The 15,132-nt window shown below is 50.3% G+C and carries 15 protein-coding genes; 13 read left to right on the plus strand and 2 right to left on the minus strand.

Going from position 1 to position 15,132, the window contains the following annotated elements; all coding sequences use genetic code 11:
- Positions 1 to 174 precede the first annotated feature (174 nt).
- The 8 genes from K1558_RS29565 to K1558_RS29600 all read left to right on the plus strand — a co-directional run bounded on the left by K1558_RS29565 (position 175) and on the right by K1558_RS29600 (position 8,558).
- The gene (locus K1558_RS29565; protein WP_238655567.1) at positions 175 to 756 is read left to right on the plus strand and encodes a TetR/AcrR family transcriptional regulator; all 582 of its coding nucleotides are present in this window, start codon (positions 175 to 177) and stop codon (positions 754 to 756) included.
- A 22-nt stretch (positions 757 to 778) separates the two neighbouring features.
- Positions 779 to 1,393, plus strand: coding sequence for a suppressor of fused domain protein (locus tag K1558_RS29570; RefSeq protein WP_238655568.1), 615 nt, complete (start codon positions 779 to 781; stop codon positions 1,391 to 1,393).
- A gap of 186 nt (positions 1,394 to 1,579) precedes the next feature.
- A complete protein-coding gene (licT, locus tag K1558_RS29575) occupies positions 1,580 to 2,410 on the plus strand; it encodes a BglG family transcription antiterminator LicT (protein ID WP_238655569.1) in 831 nt (276 codons plus the stop codon).
- Between the two features lie 143 nt (positions 2,411 to 2,553).
- Entirely contained in the window at positions 2,554 to 4,467 is a 1,914-nt protein-coding gene (locus K1558_RS29580) for a beta-glucoside-specific PTS transporter subunit IIABC (RefSeq protein ID WP_238655570.1), read from the plus strand.
- Positions 4,468 to 4,491: 24 nt separating this feature from the next.
- The gene (locus tag K1558_RS29585; protein ID WP_238655571.1) at positions 4,492 to 5,901 is read left to right on the plus strand and encodes a 6-phospho-beta-glucosidase; all 1,410 of its coding nucleotides are present in this window, start codon (positions 4,492 to 4,494) and stop codon (positions 5,899 to 5,901) included.
- Positions 5,902 to 6,047: 146 nt separating this feature from the next.
- On the plus strand, positions 6,048 to 6,689 hold the full coding sequence (locus K1558_RS29590; protein WP_238655572.1) for a hypothetical protein: 642 nt from the start codon (positions 6,048 to 6,050) through the stop codon (positions 6,687 to 6,689).
- Positions 6,690 to 6,837: 148 nt separating this feature from the next.
- Complete coding sequence (locus K1558_RS29595; RefSeq protein WP_238655573.1) at positions 6,838 to 7,833, plus strand: zinc-binding dehydrogenase; 996 nt, start codon at positions 6,838 to 6,840, stop codon at positions 7,831 to 7,833.
- Positions 7,834 to 8,153: 320 nt separating this feature from the next.
- The gene (locus K1558_RS29600; RefSeq protein WP_238655574.1) at positions 8,154 to 8,558 is read left to right on the plus strand and encodes a VOC family protein; all 405 of its coding nucleotides are present in this window, start codon (positions 8,154 to 8,156) and stop codon (positions 8,556 to 8,558) included.
- A gap of 21 nt (positions 8,559 to 8,579) precedes the next feature.
- Here the strand turns inward: K1558_RS29600 and K1558_RS29605 are convergent, their stop codons facing one another.
- Complete coding sequence (locus K1558_RS29605) at positions 8,580 to 9,422, minus strand: NAD-dependent epimerase/dehydratase family protein (protein WP_238655575.1); 843 nt, start codon at positions 9,420 to 9,422, stop codon at positions 8,580 to 8,582.
- A 114-nt stretch (positions 9,423 to 9,536) separates the two neighbouring features.
- On the opposite strand from K1558_RS29605, the gene K1558_RS29610 reads away from it, so the two are divergent.
- Complete coding sequence (locus tag K1558_RS29610; protein ID WP_238655576.1) at positions 9,537 to 10,373, plus strand: helix-turn-helix transcriptional regulator; 837 nt, start codon at positions 9,537 to 9,539, stop codon at positions 10,371 to 10,373.
- Between the two features lie 61 nt (positions 10,374 to 10,434).
- Here the strand turns inward: K1558_RS29610 and K1558_RS29615 are convergent, their stop codons facing one another.
- On the minus strand, positions 10,435 to 10,974 hold the full coding sequence (locus K1558_RS29615) for a DUF6199 family natural product biosynthesis protein (protein WP_238655577.1): 540 nt from the start codon (positions 10,972 to 10,974) through the stop codon (positions 10,435 to 10,437).
- Between the two features lie 163 nt (positions 10,975 to 11,137).
- Here K1558_RS29615 and K1558_RS29620 point away from each other — a divergent pair, with 163 nt between their 5' ends.
- The 4 genes from K1558_RS29620 (at position 11,138) to K1558_RS29635 (ending at position 15,087) form a co-directional block, all read left to right on the plus strand.
- On the plus strand, positions 11,138 to 12,097 hold the full coding sequence (locus K1558_RS29620) for a MerR family transcriptional regulator (protein WP_238655578.1): 960 nt from the start codon (positions 11,138 to 11,140) through the stop codon (positions 12,095 to 12,097).
- Between the two features lie 120 nt (positions 12,098 to 12,217).
- Positions 12,218 to 12,685: a hypothetical protein gene (locus tag K1558_RS29625; RefSeq protein WP_238655579.1), complete on the plus strand. Its 468-nt coding sequence runs from the start codon at positions 12,218 to 12,220 to the stop codon at positions 12,683 to 12,685.
- Positions 12,686 to 12,756: 71 nt separating this feature from the next.
- Positions 12,757 to 13,725, plus strand: a complete 969-nt coding sequence (locus K1558_RS29630) for a helix-turn-helix transcriptional regulator (RefSeq protein WP_238655580.1) — start codon at positions 12,757 to 12,759, stop codon at positions 13,723 to 13,725.
- Positions 13,726 to 13,872: 147 nt separating this feature from the next.
- The gene (locus K1558_RS29635) at positions 13,873 to 15,087 is read left to right on the plus strand and encodes a hypothetical protein (RefSeq protein ID WP_238655622.1); all 1,215 of its coding nucleotides are present in this window, start codon (positions 13,873 to 13,875) and stop codon (positions 15,085 to 15,087) included.
- Positions 15,088 to 15,132: the final 45 nt, after the last annotated feature.

A 15,132-nucleotide genomic window follows, 5' to 3' on the forward strand; every position in this document is an offset into this window, starting at 1 on the left:
CGGTCTAATAATATACTAATTGGTATGAAATAATTCCTGATAAATATACCGTTAACAAAAATTAATTGTCAAGGGACAACTGAAGACAAAGGAATATAGCATGACTGCATTGACAGAAGAATCCTCTGCAAATAAAATCATAATATACCAATCGATATGAAATGAGGGAATTCTATGGCCCGGCCCCGCGAATTTGATCAGGATAAGGCGTTGGATGCAGCGATGCATGTGTTTTGGGAAAAAGGGTTCGAAGCAGCCTCTTTAAGCGACTTAACCGCCAAGATGGGCATTCAGCGTCCAAGTCTATACTCTGCCTTTGGAGATAAAAAGGGATTATTCGAAGCAGCGCTGCGAAAATATACAAGTTCCCATGCGCTCTATATCCGGGGCAGTCTGCAAAAGCATGCTTCGGTTAAAGCGGCATTCCGTAACTTTTTTGAAGATATGGTGTCACAAGAATATGAGAAAAGCCTGAGCACGGGGTGCTTCTGCATCAATTCCATGGTGGAGATGGCTCCCCATGATGAGAGGTTTGAGCTTCTGACCAGAGAGCATCAGATGTATCTCTCGGTCATCTTCCAGGAAACGATAGAACGGGGCCTGCGGTCAGGGGAGCTTGATGCCGGGATTAATGCCAAGAATATGGCGCAGACACTGGTCATTTCGTTAATAGGACTCACGGTGTTCCTGAAATCTCGTCCAGACAAGGCGGTGGTTGATAATTTTGTGAACCAAATCCTTACTTTAATAAAATAGAGGGAAGGTGATTACCATCTTCATGGAATCAGCTAAAGAGAGGGAGCTCTCCTTCGATATCCGCAGAACAATTATCTTAGGAGTTTATATGCAGGAGTGGCAGATGCCGGAGTACCGGGTGATCTTAAGCAAACCCGAAACAGGCGTTCATGTTGAGATCTATTATTTTCCGGCGGCGGGGGAGGGTGAGATTGCGAGGTTCGCGACAGTCGGGTTATCCGCAGCTCACCGGCCCAATGGACAAGTAGTGGGTGCGGAGTGGATGATGGCTCTAACCTCTGACTTAGGCGGGGAGTCTGCGGACCGGATATTCAGCTATCTCAGTGATCTTATTGCCCATCATATTGAGACGGCTGGTGATTCGCGGATACCTAGAGTAATGGGGGAGAGTCCGCTTGCTCCGGCCAACTGGACAACCACTGCCCTGCTGCTGGATGAGCTGAGGGGAGAAAGTGAGGAACTGGAGGCGATCGAGGTTGGAGACGAGGGGGTTCAGATCCAATGGGCGGTGCCAGTTACGGTGCAGGAAGCCGCATTAATCTTAAGTGAAGGTGTGGAATCGTTCGATTCCTATATAGAGGAGATTGAGCATTCCATCATTGATCCCCGGCGGCCGGATGCTTCCACCGAAGCGTAACATTTTCCATGAAAAGGGTTGCATGAAAGTCTTGTTGAACCCAAAGTTCCATGTTATAATCGGTCCATAATTAAATAGATAACGTGGATTGTAACTACGTATGTAGGCAAGACCATTAACGGCACTATTTTGATATAGTGATGTTTTTGGTTTTGCCTTTTTTATTTTTGGGCAAAGGTGATTATTATGAGAATCCAAAAAGTGTTGAATAATAATGCCGTGATCACTGTGAATGAACAGAATAAAGAAGTTGTGGTAATGGGCAGGGGTATTGCGTTCAGGAAGAAATCAGGCGATCTGATTGAGGAGGCTCAAATCGAGAAGATCTTCATGGACAACGAGAGTATCTCGGACCAGATGAAGACGCTTTTATCCGAGATTCCGCTTGCGCATATGGACATTTCGGAGCGTATTATTAATCTTGCCAAAATGAATCTGGGAAAGAGACTGCACGACAGCATCTATGTCAGCCTGACCGACCACATCCATTCGGCGATTGAACGGTCCAAGCAGGGTCACCATATCAAGAATGTGCTGCTGTGGGAGGTCAAGAAATTCTACCAGGACGAATTCGCGATTGGTGAGAAAGCGCTGTTACTGATCCACGAGGAGCTGGGAATCCAGTTCCCGGAAGATGAGGCCGCCCATATTGCGCTCCATCTGGTGAATGCGCATATGAATGAGGAAATTCCGAATGTAGTGAAAATCACCAAGATTGTGCATGAAATTCTCAATATCGTGAAGTATCACTTCAAAATCGATTACGACGAAGAGTCGCTGACGTATTACAGGTTCGTCACCCATCTTAAATTCTTCGCCCGAAGGATATTAAATGGCACGCATATTGAGAATTCGGATAGTGAGTTATATGAGATGGTCAAGCAGCAGTATAAAGATTCCTTCCTGTGCGGGCGGAAGATCCAGGATTATATCCGGAAAACATACAATTGCACCTTAACCAACGAAGAAGTCATGTATTTGACCATCCATATTGAAAGAGTGGTTCATCTAAAATAAACCCTTGTTTAGGGTTGCTACTGCGGAGCAGGCAAAACCTAAACTGGACATGGTTTATCCCTGTGTTTTACGAGGGGTATTCTTTGGCCGGTTTAGGTTTTTCTTATATTTTTTCTTATCAATGAAGAGGAGTGAGCTGCACCATGGATCAACACAAGCTGGCAAAAGAAATACTGAGGTTAGTAGGCGGGGAAGACAACATACAGGATTATACCCATTGTATGACCAGACTTCGCTTCAATCTGCGGGATAATGGGAATGCGGACCGGACGAAGCTAAAAGAGCTGCCTGGAGTGATGGATGTTAACATCAACGGCGGGCAGTTTCAGGTGATTATCGGGAACGATGTGTCCAAGGTGTACGGGGAGTTAACCAAGATTGCCAAAAACAATGCCGGCTCTGCCCAGGAGAATGCGGATCAAGGAAACAATAAAAAGCAGAAGCTTGGCATCAAAGGCTCGATCGGCAAGTTTTTTGCAGATGTATTACCCGGCATATTCAATCCGCTTGTTCCGGCTATAGCAGGAGCAGGGATGATCAAGGCGCTGCTGGCTGTAATCGTCATGTTCAATGCCACAGCGGCAAATACGGATCTCTACAAAATTCTGAATATTATTTCAGATGCCGTATTCTATTTCCTGCCGATGCTGCTGGCCTTCAGCTCTGCCAAGAAATTCAATGTCAATCCATATCTGGCGGTTGTGATCGGGGGCGTGCTGCTCCATCCTAACTTTGCCAAGTTTATGGCCGACGGTTTAACGTCCATGAGCTTCCTGGGACTGCCGGTCAAGCTGGTATCCTATTCGTCTACAGTTATTCCTATTATTGCTACGGTATGGATTATGTCTTATATAGAACGTTTTGTCCGCAAAATTGTACCGAATGTACTCAAGACCATCCTGGAGCCGATGCTGATCCTGTTGATTGTGGCCCCTATCGCATTAATCGTGATTGGACCACTGGGCATTTATATTGGTAACGCTATTGCCGACGGCTACATGTATTTCTATGAGCATTTCGGTGTCATCGCCGGTACGCTGCTTGGAGCCACCTTCTCACTGATGGTCATCACGGGACTGCACTATGGCCTCATTCCGCTGGTCTTCCAGGCGATTGCCCAGAACGGCTTCGATTACATTATGCCGATTATGACCGTTGCTAATATCGCGCAGGCCGGTGCGGTATTCGCCGTATTCCTGAGAACCAAGAATAGCAGTATGAAATCCTTATCTGGGGCGTCAACGATTAGTGCGCTGATGGGGATCTCTGAACCCGCGATTTATGGTGTGAACCTCAAATTGAAAAAGCCGTTTATTGCCGGATTGATCGGCAGTGCAGCAGGTGCATTCATCTTAAGTATCTTCCAGGTGGCAGCCTATGCGCTGGGAAAAGTCGGCTTGCCGTCCTTGCCGCTGTACATCGGACATAAATTCTCGCTGATGGTTCTGGCGGTGTGTGTCAGCTTTGCCGTTGCGGCTGTGGTCGCTTATGTTCTGGGCTTCAAGGATGTTACAGAGGCACCAGTAGAAGAGAACGGTACAGACCTTCCCGTGCCGCCCGTTCCCGCTAATGAACCTGAATCTGCATCTGCCAAGAAGCTGCAAAATGAACAAATCTATGCGCCCATTGCCGGCGAGGTTAAAAGCTTACGCGAAGTCAGCGATCCTGCCTTTTCGCAGGAGACGATGGGGAAAGGCGTTGCTATTCTGCCTAGCGAGGGCCGTGTGGTCTCTCCAATTAACGGTATTGTGTCAGTAGCGTTCAAAAAGAAACATGCTGTCCTGCTTACCAGCGACGATGGGGCAGAGGTTCTGATTCATGTCGGGATTGATACGGTCAAGCTGGGCGGCAAGCACTTCACGCTCCATGTGAATCAAGGCGACCGTATAAATGTCGGCGATCTGATTCTTGAATTTGATATGGACAGCATTATTCAGGAGGGCTTCGAGATCATTACTCCGGTCATCATCTCAAATACAGGTGACTACACAGACATTACTGCGGTCAGCCCGTCGACTGTGAAAGAGAAGGATACGCTGCTGAAACTTACTGTATAAACCAACAGAAGGGAAGAGGATAGAATGAAACAGACAGACATGCAATTCCCGGAAGGCTTCTTATGGGGCGGGGCGATATCGGCGAATCAGGCGGAAGGCGCTTATCAGGAGAACGGTAAAGGGTTATCGATTGCTGATATTTTGGCCAACGGGATCTTTAACCCGCCCTATGAGCATCCCGATAAGAAGAATCCTTACCATGAGGCTATAGATTTCTATCACAGATATGAGGAGGACATCGCTTTATTCGCGGAGATGGGCTTCAAGGCGCTGCGTACCTCCATTGCCTGGACGAGAATCTTCCCGAATGGTGACGAGGAGACTCCCAATGAAGCGGGCTTGCAGTTTTACGATCAATTATTTGATTGTATGCGAAAATATAACATTGAGCCGGTCGTGACGCTGTCCCATTATGAGATGCCGCTTGGATTGGCCAGGGACTACGGCGGTTGGAGAAACCGCAAGCTGATTGAATTTTTTGAGAGATATGCAATTTCTGTATTCAAGCGTTACAAGGACAAGGTGAAATACTGGATTGCCTTCAACGAGATCAATGTGCTGCTCCATATTCCCTTCGTCGGCGGAGGAACGGTCATTGAGGAAGGCGAGAACAAGAAGCAGATTATCTACCAGATGGCGCATTACCAGCATGTAGCCAGCGCATTGGCCGCGAGGGCCTGCCATGAGATTATTCCGGGCTCGCAGATGGGCTGTATGATTGCCGCAGGGCCGTATTACCCGCATACCTGCCATCCGGATGATATTCTCACAGCGATGGAGATGGATAGACAGGTCTACTTTTTCACCGATGTGATGGCTAGAGGATACTATCCTACTTACGTGAAGCGGTGGTTCAAGGAATATGACATCAAGCTGGACCTGACCGCAGAGGATGAACAACTGCTCAAGCAGCATACTGTTGATTACATCAGCTTCAGCTATTACAAGAGCCGCTGTGCCAGCGCTAATCCGAGTGATCTGGAGATGGTATCGGGCAACCTGGCTATGGGGGTCAAGAATCCTTATCTTAAGGCATCGGAGTGGGGCTGGCAGATCGATCCCACGGGCCTGAGATTCACGCTGAACCAGCTCTATGACCGGTATCAGAAGCCGCTGTTCATTGTGGAGAACGGGTTCGGCGCTGTGGACACGGTTGAAGAGGACGGGAGCATCCATGATGATTACCGGATCTCTTACCTGCGGGACCATATGATTGAAGCGGGCAAGGCGATTGAAGACGGTGTTGAGCTGCTGGGCTTCCTGAGCTGGGGACCGATTGATATTGTAAGTGCCTCTACAGGTGAGATGAAGAAGCGGTACGGGTACATCTATGTCGACAAGGATAATGAGGGAAACGGCACACTGCGCAGAATCAAGAAGAAGAGCTTCGACTGGTACAAGGAGGTTATCGCCTCCAACGGCGGGAGCCTGTAGTCTAATGGAAATGAGCTCGCGCGAAAATGCAGAAGGCACCCGTTTGGGTGCCTTTTAAATTTGCTGGCCAGATCCGCTTTGCCCGTCGCTTGACCATGCTGGATGGAATAATTACACTTTTCCTAAAAGGCATGGTAGAGGGGGCAATGACGATCGACAATCCAATGAATCTGCTGACCTGGAGAACAGACTGTATGCTGTATTATGCGGAACCGACCCTAGCGTACAGACCCCGGGCTGGCTGGATCGGTGGGAATGCGCCCGAATATTTTGACGATCCGGCCAATCCCGTTCACGAAGGGGACAGAGCCTATCTGTTCTATCTAAGCCTTATTCATCCGTATCAACCGGAGCGTATGATTTCGATCTTCATTCCTGAGGAATATGAGGATTATCTGGAACACAACATATATCCTGACTGTTCGATCAAGGTGCTGGAGCATCCTGCATCCACGGAGAGCGGCAAAGAGTTGTACACGAACACGGGCCTGCGCAAACACCATATTTCGAACGGAGAACAGTGCAGCGATGAGGAATCAGCGGACCAGCCTTTTTTGATCAAAATGGGTGGAACCCCGAGAATGCTTCAGAGTGAAGAGTATTATTCTGCACAACTGAAGGAGGAAGGCTTCTCTTTCTTCTTCCAGGTTGATGAGGACGGTTATCCCGACACCTTGCTTCAGGAGGACGCCAGTTATCCTTTTGGGTATGGGGCGCTTTATATTTACGCACAAATTGGGACGGCTGAGATGAAGCATCCGGTAGCGGGGTTCTGGCAATTCTCTTAGGGGGGGTTCCGGCTGATCCTGTTCAGGCTTACAGCTATCATCTATCATTATTAATGATACTCGCCTTCTCTTCTAATCATTTTACCTAACCGCTGTAACAGCCTACACTTTATATGAAGCCACTACAGCGTAATAGGAGGATAACGAGATGAAGGCAATTACACTTGGACCGCAGGGTCTGCAATATACGGAGCATCCGGACAAGCGTCCTGGACAGGGGCAGGTCAAAGTAAGGCTAAAGACAGCCGGACTCAATCACCGGGATTTGTTCATTATCGCTGCTGCTTCTGCTACAGAAGGTGCGCCGGGTCCGGTTCATCCTTGCGTGCTGGGTTCAGACGGAGCGGGCGTTATTGAAGAGACGGGTGAAGGGGTAAATGGCCTGGCTCAGGGAATGGAAGTCATCATTAATCCATGTCTCGGCTGGGAGCGGGCAGATGAAGTGCCTGTGGTTCCTGACATATTGGGCTACCCTGCAGATGGGACTTTTGCAGAATATGTGATTGTGCCTGAGCAGAATGTGGTGCCTAAGCCAGCGTATCTGTCCTGGGAGGAAGCGGGGGTGTTACCCTTAGCGGCACTCACTGCGTACCGGGCGTTATTTACCAGAGGGAATCTGAAGCGGGGCGAGCATGTGCTGATTCCCGGCATCGGCGGCGGGGTGGCTACCTTCGCAGCGCTAATGGCGGCAGCAGTTGGAGCACGGGTTACGGTCACATCCAGAAGTGAAGCGAAGCGTGTAGAGGCTCTGCAATTACCTGTAACACAGGTTATAGACAGCAACAGCCGTTGGCGGGAAGAAATCGGGAACCACCCTGTGGACCTCATCCTGGATAGTGTGGGTCCTGCGACATTTGAGCAATACTTCGAGGTCATCAAGCCGGGCGGGAAAATCGTCATGTTCGGTGCAAGCTCAGGCGATGATCTCACCATTCCGGCCAGAGCGCTATTCTTCCCTCAGCTTCAGGTGCTTGGAACCTCCATGGGCAGCCATGAAGAATTCACCGCGATGCTTCTGTTCATGGAGCAGCATCAGATTCACCCTATCATGGATAGCGTGTATTCCTTAGCGGAGACTCCGCTTGCCCTTCAGCGGATGGAGCGCGGGGAGCAGCTTGGGAATATTGCGCTCAGGATAGGCTGAAGGTAGAGGGATAGGAGATACGCGACACACGGACCGAATGTATGTGAAAAACAGCATACATTATGCTCGCAAGCAGGCACACGGACCGAATGTATGTGAAAAACAGCATACAATATGCTCGCAAGCAGGCACACGGGCCGAATGTATGTGAAAAACAGCAATATGCTCGCAAGCAGGCACACGGGCCGAATGTATGTGGAAAACAGTATACAGCACAGGGTTCTATAAATGCGCCTAATAAAAAACGCTACTGACATAACGTTGTCAGTAGCGTTTTTTTATGATTGGACATGTAACTATTGAGGAAAGGGTGAACACTTATGAATTTCGCTTCCATACGCGTGATTACGGACGACATCGATCGTCTGGTTGAGTTTTACGAGCAAGTGACAGGGATTTCGGCGGAGCGGCCTGCTCCGGTATTTGCTGAATTCGTAATGCCCACATGTACCTTGGCCATCGGCCACTCCAAGACAGCGCAACTATTCGGCACAGATGCTGTAGTGGCGGCCAGTAACCGCACGGTCATTATGGAATTCCGTGTCGATGATGTCGATGCCGAATATATGCGCCTCCAGCCGCTTGTCGGGGATTGGGTACAAGAGCCGACCACGATGCCTTGGGGGAACCGTTCGATGCTGTTCCGTGATCCCGACGGCAATCTGGTGAACCTCTTTCAGCCGGTGACGGAGGATGCAGTGAGACGGTTTGCGGGCAGACCTTGATGGAAGCTTAGACGGTTCCCCTCATAGCGCCCCTGCATCTCTTGCCGTATAGAACGACGGATAGATCGGCCGGTAGTGCAACTCGTCTCTAATCCGTGAGGTATCGACAATCATCTCCCATGGATCATATGGCTGCTGCAGAGCTTCCGGCGAAGGTTCCGCCTGATGAAGCTGAAGCATCTCGGCTACGGAGATCGGCGCATCATCAGCCACATTATAGATTCGTCCATCGATACCGGGTGTGAAGGCGGCGAGCATCAGCGCCTGGCTGATATCTGCATGATGGGCCATATGAATGCGTCTGGCCGGATGCCATTGGCTGAAGTAGGGCAGAGCCTCCGCAATATGGGGGTCGCGCTCACCATAGACGAAGGGAAGCCGTATAATGCGCAGCCCTAAGCCCCGTTCACGATGGAGTGCCAGCAGCGCTGCTTCAGCCTCGGCCTTGCTCTGGGGATAGGCAAAAGCAGGCCGGAGCTCATCCTCCTCCCGGCTGGGCCGTGAGTGTTCTCCCGGTCCGTAAACGTGGTTGGTGCTTGCGAATACGAACTTTGGCACATCCGCATCCAGCGCTGCGCGGGCCAGGGCCACAGCGCCGTCAATATTGGCTGTTCGGGTGGTCTGCTCATCCACGCCCCGGAACTGGGCGGCCAAGTGCACTACAACTTCATTGCCCCGCAGTGCCTCAAGGTAACTATCCGGCTGCAGAAGATCGCCTTCTACGCATTCAGCCCCTTGCTGGCGAAGCTCCTCCACCTTGGCTGCATTCCTGACCAAGAGTGTAACCTGATGGCCGCGCTGGAGCAGGCGCGGAACCAGGCGGCTTCCTACCTTACCCGTTGCTCCGGTCACAAAAATCTTCATCTTTAGATCCTCCTAAGTGGTTAAGTCATAGGAGGATTATAATGGGACGCGCGAATAGCATCCTTCCTGCCTTTATCGTATGATTGGGAGTGTCAGGATAAGGAGGAAGGTTCCATGGAGAACGGATTATCCAGAACGTCATTGGGTGAATTTCTGCGTACGCGTCGGGAGCGCCTTACACCAGAGGAAGTGGGGTTGATAACCTATGGGCGGAGGCGGCTTCCGGGGCTGCGGCGGGAAGAGGTGGCCCAGCTTGCCCATATCGGAACCTCATGGTACACCTCCCTGGAGCAAGGCCGGAGCGTCAATCCGTCGGAGGATGTCCTTAATAATATAGCCAGAGCACTACGGTTAACAGAGGATGAACGCCAGCATCTGCATCTGCTTGCCAGGCCGGTACAGCAGGACCGGGAAGCGGATTTGCACATTCCTGTGGGCATTGAACGGATGATACAGGCGTTAGGTCCGCATCCGGCTTTTGTGCTGGGGAGATATTGGGATGTGCTGATGTGGAACCAGGCGGCTGAGCTTGTGTTTCGGTTACCTTCGTATGCGGATACGGAGCCAGAGTGCATTAACTGGATCAGATATCTTTTGACAGGGATGGGGCCACGCGTAGAGGATTGGAGAACAGGAGCCAAAGTACTGATTGCCCAGTTCCGTGCGGATTATGCACGCTTCCCTGATGATGCGAGGTTTAAGCAGCTCATAGAAGAGTTCATGCAGAACAGCCAGCTCTTTCGCGAGATCTGGCCGCTTCATGAGGTTCAGGCGGTAGCAGACCACCACAAACAGAGATATGATCCCCGGATCGGTGAAATGGAGTTCGAGCATGTGACCCTGCAGCCTCCGGGCAATCCGGACCTGAAGGTGATGATCTACACAGCCTCAGCAGATACAAGTGTGCGGCTGCAGCGTGTGCTGGAGACCCTTGAGACAGAAGCGAAATAGAAATTAAAAAAGCTGGAAGGCCTCTTGAGTGCCTCCAGCTTTTTGCTGCATTGAACCATGTCTAGTTCCCGTAATCCTTAAGCCACGACTTCAGTGAACCGCTCATGATCTCATACTGGCTCTGTGCATCATCGGGATGCAGCTCAATGCCCCCGGACGGGCCCAGAATTACCATATCTACACGGGTCTGGTCCTTAAAGGTGATGGTTCCGGTATTGCTCGCTCCGAACGAATTCCCTGCATCAAAAGGTCTAAGCTCAGCATCCTGTATCATCTGGATCATTCTATTCGTTTCTTCTTCGCTTAATACGGTGGGGTTAATCATGCCGATGCTGATTTCCTGAACCTGTCCCGATTCCAGCTTCTCTTTGAATTGCTCGGACCAGCGGCGCTCTGCGTTCCCTGAGGCGCAGCTCGATACAATCAGGATGAAGCCGGCGATCACCAGGATCACCCCTGTTACCCGTTCCGCCCCCAGGGCCAGCCCGCTGGGCTCCGCATTCTTGAATCTCCAGCCCAGCCGTAAATACCAGGCTATCTTAGGCCAAATCGCTATAACCAATCCTATGGCTAGGATTCCAACACCCATCAATCCTGTCAAATCCATCACATCCCATGTCTGTTTATTCATATGTACTACGGGGGACTGTTCCTCCAGGTTTCTTTTATAGAAATTCCTTACAATATAGGTATTGACTTGACGTGCACGTAAACCTGTAGGATAGAGCCATGAAGTACTTCAAAGCCACAGGAAAGGAGAATATATGATTACCACTCAGCTGAGTAAAATCGGAGAGGTGTCGGGCCGGTACGGGGTCTCCAGCCGCACGCTTAGATACTATGAGGAGATCGGCCTGATCGCCAGCATCAGGGAACCTGGTAGCGCAAAACGCCTGTACAGCCAGGAGATGCTTAAGAAGCTTGAACTGATTCTGCTGCTGAAGCAGTTAAGCTTCTCCGTGAAGGACATATCAGCGGTTCTGCTAGCCTCTGAACTGTCAACGGCAGTCAGTGTCTTCTGTAATAAACTGGGTGAGACCCAGCGGGAGATCAGCAATATGCTGGTACTCAGAGAGCTTCTCGAACGGTATGTGGAATTATTGCAGGCACAGGGTGTCGCCAAGGGGAATGCCATCGGTCTATTATTGGAGCAGTCGAAGCGGATTCATCTGGACGTTGCTGCCATGTTCCGGGAAGAAGAATTCAATATAGAGACGGAGGAATCAGGAAGAATGGAACAGCAATTAGTGAAGCTTGCGGATCATCAAGTCCGGTTTATCGAGCTGAAGCCAATGAGAGTGGCGTATTATCAGACGACTGCGGGGAATCAGCCGGAGGATGAGGCGTGGAATGTGCTGTATGCATGGGTGAAGGAAAAAGGGTTAGACCAGGTTCCGGCCACCCGGTATTTCGGCTTCAACCAACCCGGCGTGCAGAATGAGCATGGTTATGAGATGTGGGCTACGGTCGCTGAGGACACCGAACCCTCGGGCGAGGTACGGATCAAGCAGACGGGCGGCGGACTCTATGCCGTCTCCAGCCTATACGGGCTCGATATTCCCGAAGCCTGGAACCGCTTAAATGAGTGGGTGCAGAGCAGTAAATATCAGCCGGGCCCGGGTCAATGGCTGGAGGAGCACTTCCTGTTCAACGGGGATATGTTTGTTGACGAAACGTTCCAGATGGATCTTTATTACCCCATAGCCGTACAGGCGAAGGGTTAATCCAGACGTAAGCACCAAGGCCATCCGCCAAGGATGGTCTTAGCTTTTGGAAGGGATAACGGGGCGGTTAACCGAAAAGATATATTAGTCAAAAAACCAGCGAAACGGAAGGATAGAGCTATGAGTAACTTAATCCTGAAGCATTGGACGGAGGAGCATGAGCTGCCCGGGATCGATTGTATCGCTTATGCAGATGGCAGTCTTACGATTCTGAATATCGAGACCTGCTACGACCCGAATACCCATGAGCATACCATGAGCTGCCACCCCCTGTGCGACACAACGATTGAGAGCATTGTGAAGTATAATGATGATCCTTGGACCATCGTGGATGCATGGACGAGTCTGGAGTATGAGGGCGGAACAATCTACGGCGGGGATGGGCAGATGGGGAACGAGGGCTTCATTGCCTGCACCGGTGCGGGCGGTGATTTGGTTTGGGCTTTTTTCTCAGCTGTCACTAATCCTATCAAGCAATTAAGCATCGAAGGCCGGACATTAACCGCGGTGAATGAGCATGATGAGCTCGGGGTTGAGATCAATTTGGATAATCCTACAGAGATGAAGCTGATTCCATGCCGCAAGTAGAATCAAGAAATGCTTTTTCCTGTAATCTAGAATGAGAATAGAGCGGTTGGAACGAGGGGGTGAGCGGGCAGATGTACGAGTGGCACAGGCAGATCCAGACCATTGTCGATGAGATGGACCAGAGTATTAAGCAGCATAACAGTGAGGCCATAACGCTGGAATATTTGGCGGCCAGGCTGGGGTATTCGGAATTCCATACGACCAGGAAATTCAAAGAGATATCAGGGATGCAGCTTAGGGATTACCTTCGCCACCGGAAGCTGGCTTTTGCACTGAAGGAGGTGCGCGACAGCGGCAAAAGCATTCTCGATATTGCGCTCGATTATGGATTCTCCTCTCATGAAGCTTTTACGCGCGCGTTCAAGATGACCTATGGTGTAGCCCCAAGCGAGTACCGGAGGCACCCGTATCCCGTTGTCCTGCGGACCAAGATCAACCCGTTTGACCGCTACTTATTCGGATTAGGAGAGGTTGGCATGGTAAAATCTACAGATGAGGTTAAGATGTATTTCGTCACCATTCCTGCACACAAGTTCCTGCACATTAAGAATTACGAGAGTAACGGATACTGGGATTTCTGGCAGAAGCAGAGCCTGATTCCCGGGCAGGACTGCGAGACCATCACCGGCTTGCTGGACAGTATCAAGGGCAAGCTGGATGATGACGGCGGAAGCGATACGAACAGCGGCAACGGCCAGATCATGGCCTATATGAATGACCCGGACGGCAGACTCTGCGATTGGGGATTTCCGCGTACAGAGTGTTACGGTGTGCGTCTCCCTTACGATTACGAAGGCGAAGTTCCCTCCCAGATGCTCATGGCGGATATTCCCGAGGCCGAGTACATTGTGTTCGAGCACGGGCCGTTCGATTACGAGCAGGAGAACCGCAGTGTCGAGGAACGGATGGAGCAGGCGATGGCCGCTTTTGACTATACTGGCACTGGTTACTGCTTCGACCCTTCCCCCGGCCGGATCATCTACTTCTATTTCAACCCGGAGCGGTACTTCAAGTATGTCCGGCCTGTGCGGAAGTCCTAACTGCCGTTGCCATGCGCCTGCTGCTCTCATAGGGCAGGTGCTTTCTGGTTCCAGAGGAAGAAGAGTAATGTAACTCTATGCATGACATACAGCACTGAGGGCATCCATAATTTGTGATTAACTTGTAGGAGTTAGTGACGAAAGGTGATGTTTCTTGTGGATGTAAAAAATTCCAATACATACGGCGGCGTAGCGGCTCAGACGCGAATAAGATTGGCTCGCCCTCTGCTGCTTGCCCTAATCGCTATCCTGCTGATCAGCAGCCTGACAGCTTGCAGCGGCAACTCTTCTGCGGATGAAATAGCAAGTCCGGCTGCACAACCAGCCAGTCCATCGGCGCAGCCTGCCGAATTGGCCCAGGCAACCCCTGCCGCCACCCCGCTAACGACCAAAGCGACCGGCCAAATATATCTGTATGGCGAAGCCCATGGCGTGGCCAAGATTATGGACAAGGAATATGAAGCTTGGTCTGATTATTACCACAACAAAGGGATGAGACACCTATTCGTGGAGCAGTCCTATTACGCTGCCGAATACTTGAACCTATGGATGCAGTCAGACAATGACGACATTTTGGAGGCACTTTACCAGGATTGGGAAGGGACGAAGAGTCACACTCCATATACGAAGACGTTCTTTAAGAAAATAAAGAGCGGTTGTCCGGAGACAATTTTCCACGGTACGGATGTTGGGCATCAAGAGGATACAACCGGTAAGCGGTTCTTGTCTTATCTTGCGGACAACAATCTCACCGGATCGGAGATGTATACTTTAACTGCCGAGGCAATACAGCAGGGCGAGAGGTATTACAGGAGTCGTGATAATGTATACCGGGAAAATAAGATGACCGAGAATTTCATCCGGGAATTTGAGAAATTGGGTAATGAGAGCATTATGGGCATTTACGGCTCAGCGCACACCGAGGTTAATGAAATGGATCTTTTCACCAAATCTGTTCCTTGCATGGCGAATCAATTACATAAGTACTATGGCAGCAACCTGCATTCGGAGGACATAAGCTGGATGGAGAAAGACATTGAACCTGCCCGGGTGGATCACATCACATTACAGGGCAAGAAGTATGCGGCATCATATTTTGGGAAGCAGGATTTGAACGGGTTCAAGGATTACGCCTTCCGGGAGTTTTGGCGGTTAGAAGATGCTTATGAAGATGTCAGCAAGCTGCCAACGACGGGTAATGTTCTTCCATATGATCAATATCCGATGTTGATCGAAGAAGGGCAGGTCTTTGCAATCAGCTTAACCAAAACAGATGGTTCGGTGGAAAGAGTGTACTATGTGGCTAACGGTAGGAAGTGGGAGGGAAGGGAGGCAACGTGGCAACTTAAGGTAACGGAATGATCTGCTGTATGTAAGCTAACCTGCGAAAATGGTATATTAGTGTAG

The organism is Paenibacillus piscarius (genome assembly GCF_022234545.1).
GTDB lineage: Bacteria > Bacillota > Bacilli > Paenibacillales > Paenibacillaceae > Paenibacillus_AQ > Paenibacillus_AQ piscarius.

Coding starts and splice junctions, on each gene's coding strand:
- K1558_RS29565 (WP_238655567.1), top strand. CDS start 175: ATGGCCCGGCCCCGCGAATTTGATCAGGATAAGGCGTTGGATGCAGCG.
- K1558_RS29570 (WP_238655568.1), top strand. CDS start 779: ATGGAATCAGCTAAAGAGAGGGAGCTCTCCTTCGATATCCGCAGAACA.
- licT (WP_238655569.1), top strand. CDS start 1,580: ATGAGAATCCAAAAAGTGTTGAATAATAATGCCGTGATCACTGTGAAT.
- K1558_RS29580 (WP_238655570.1), top strand. CDS start 2,554: ATGGATCAACACAAGCTGGCAAAAGAAATACTGAGGTTAGTAGGCGGG.
- K1558_RS29585 (WP_238655571.1), top strand. CDS start 4,492: ATGAAACAGACAGACATGCAATTCCCGGAAGGCTTCTTATGGGGCGGG.
- K1558_RS29590 (WP_238655572.1), top strand. CDS start 6,048: ATGACGATCGACAATCCAATGAATCTGCTGACCTGGAGAACAGACTGT.
- K1558_RS29595 (WP_238655573.1), top strand. CDS start 6,838: ATGAAGGCAATTACACTTGGACCGCAGGGTCTGCAATATACGGAGCAT.
- K1558_RS29600 (WP_238655574.1), top strand. CDS start 8,154: ATGAATTTCGCTTCCATACGCGTGATTACGGACGACATCGATCGTCTG.
- K1558_RS29605 (WP_238655575.1), bottom strand. CDS start 9,422: ATGAAGATTTTTGTGACCGGAGCAACGGGTAAGGTAGGAAGCCGCCTG.
- K1558_RS29610 (WP_238655576.1), top strand. CDS start 9,537: ATGGAGAACGGATTATCCAGAACGTCATTGGGTGAATTTCTGCGTACG.
- K1558_RS29620 (WP_238655578.1), top strand. CDS start 11,138: ATGATTACCACTCAGCTGAGTAAAATCGGAGAGGTGTCGGGCCGGTAC.
- K1558_RS29625 (WP_238655579.1), top strand. CDS start 12,218: ATGAGTAACTTAATCCTGAAGCATTGGACGGAGGAGCATGAGCTGCCC.
- K1558_RS29630 (WP_238655580.1), top strand. CDS start 12,757: ATGTACGAGTGGCACAGGCAGATCCAGACCATTGTCGATGAGATGGAC.
- K1558_RS29635 (WP_238655622.1), top strand. CDS start 13,873: ATGTTTCTTGTGGATGTAAAAAATTCCAATACATACGGCGGCGTAGCG.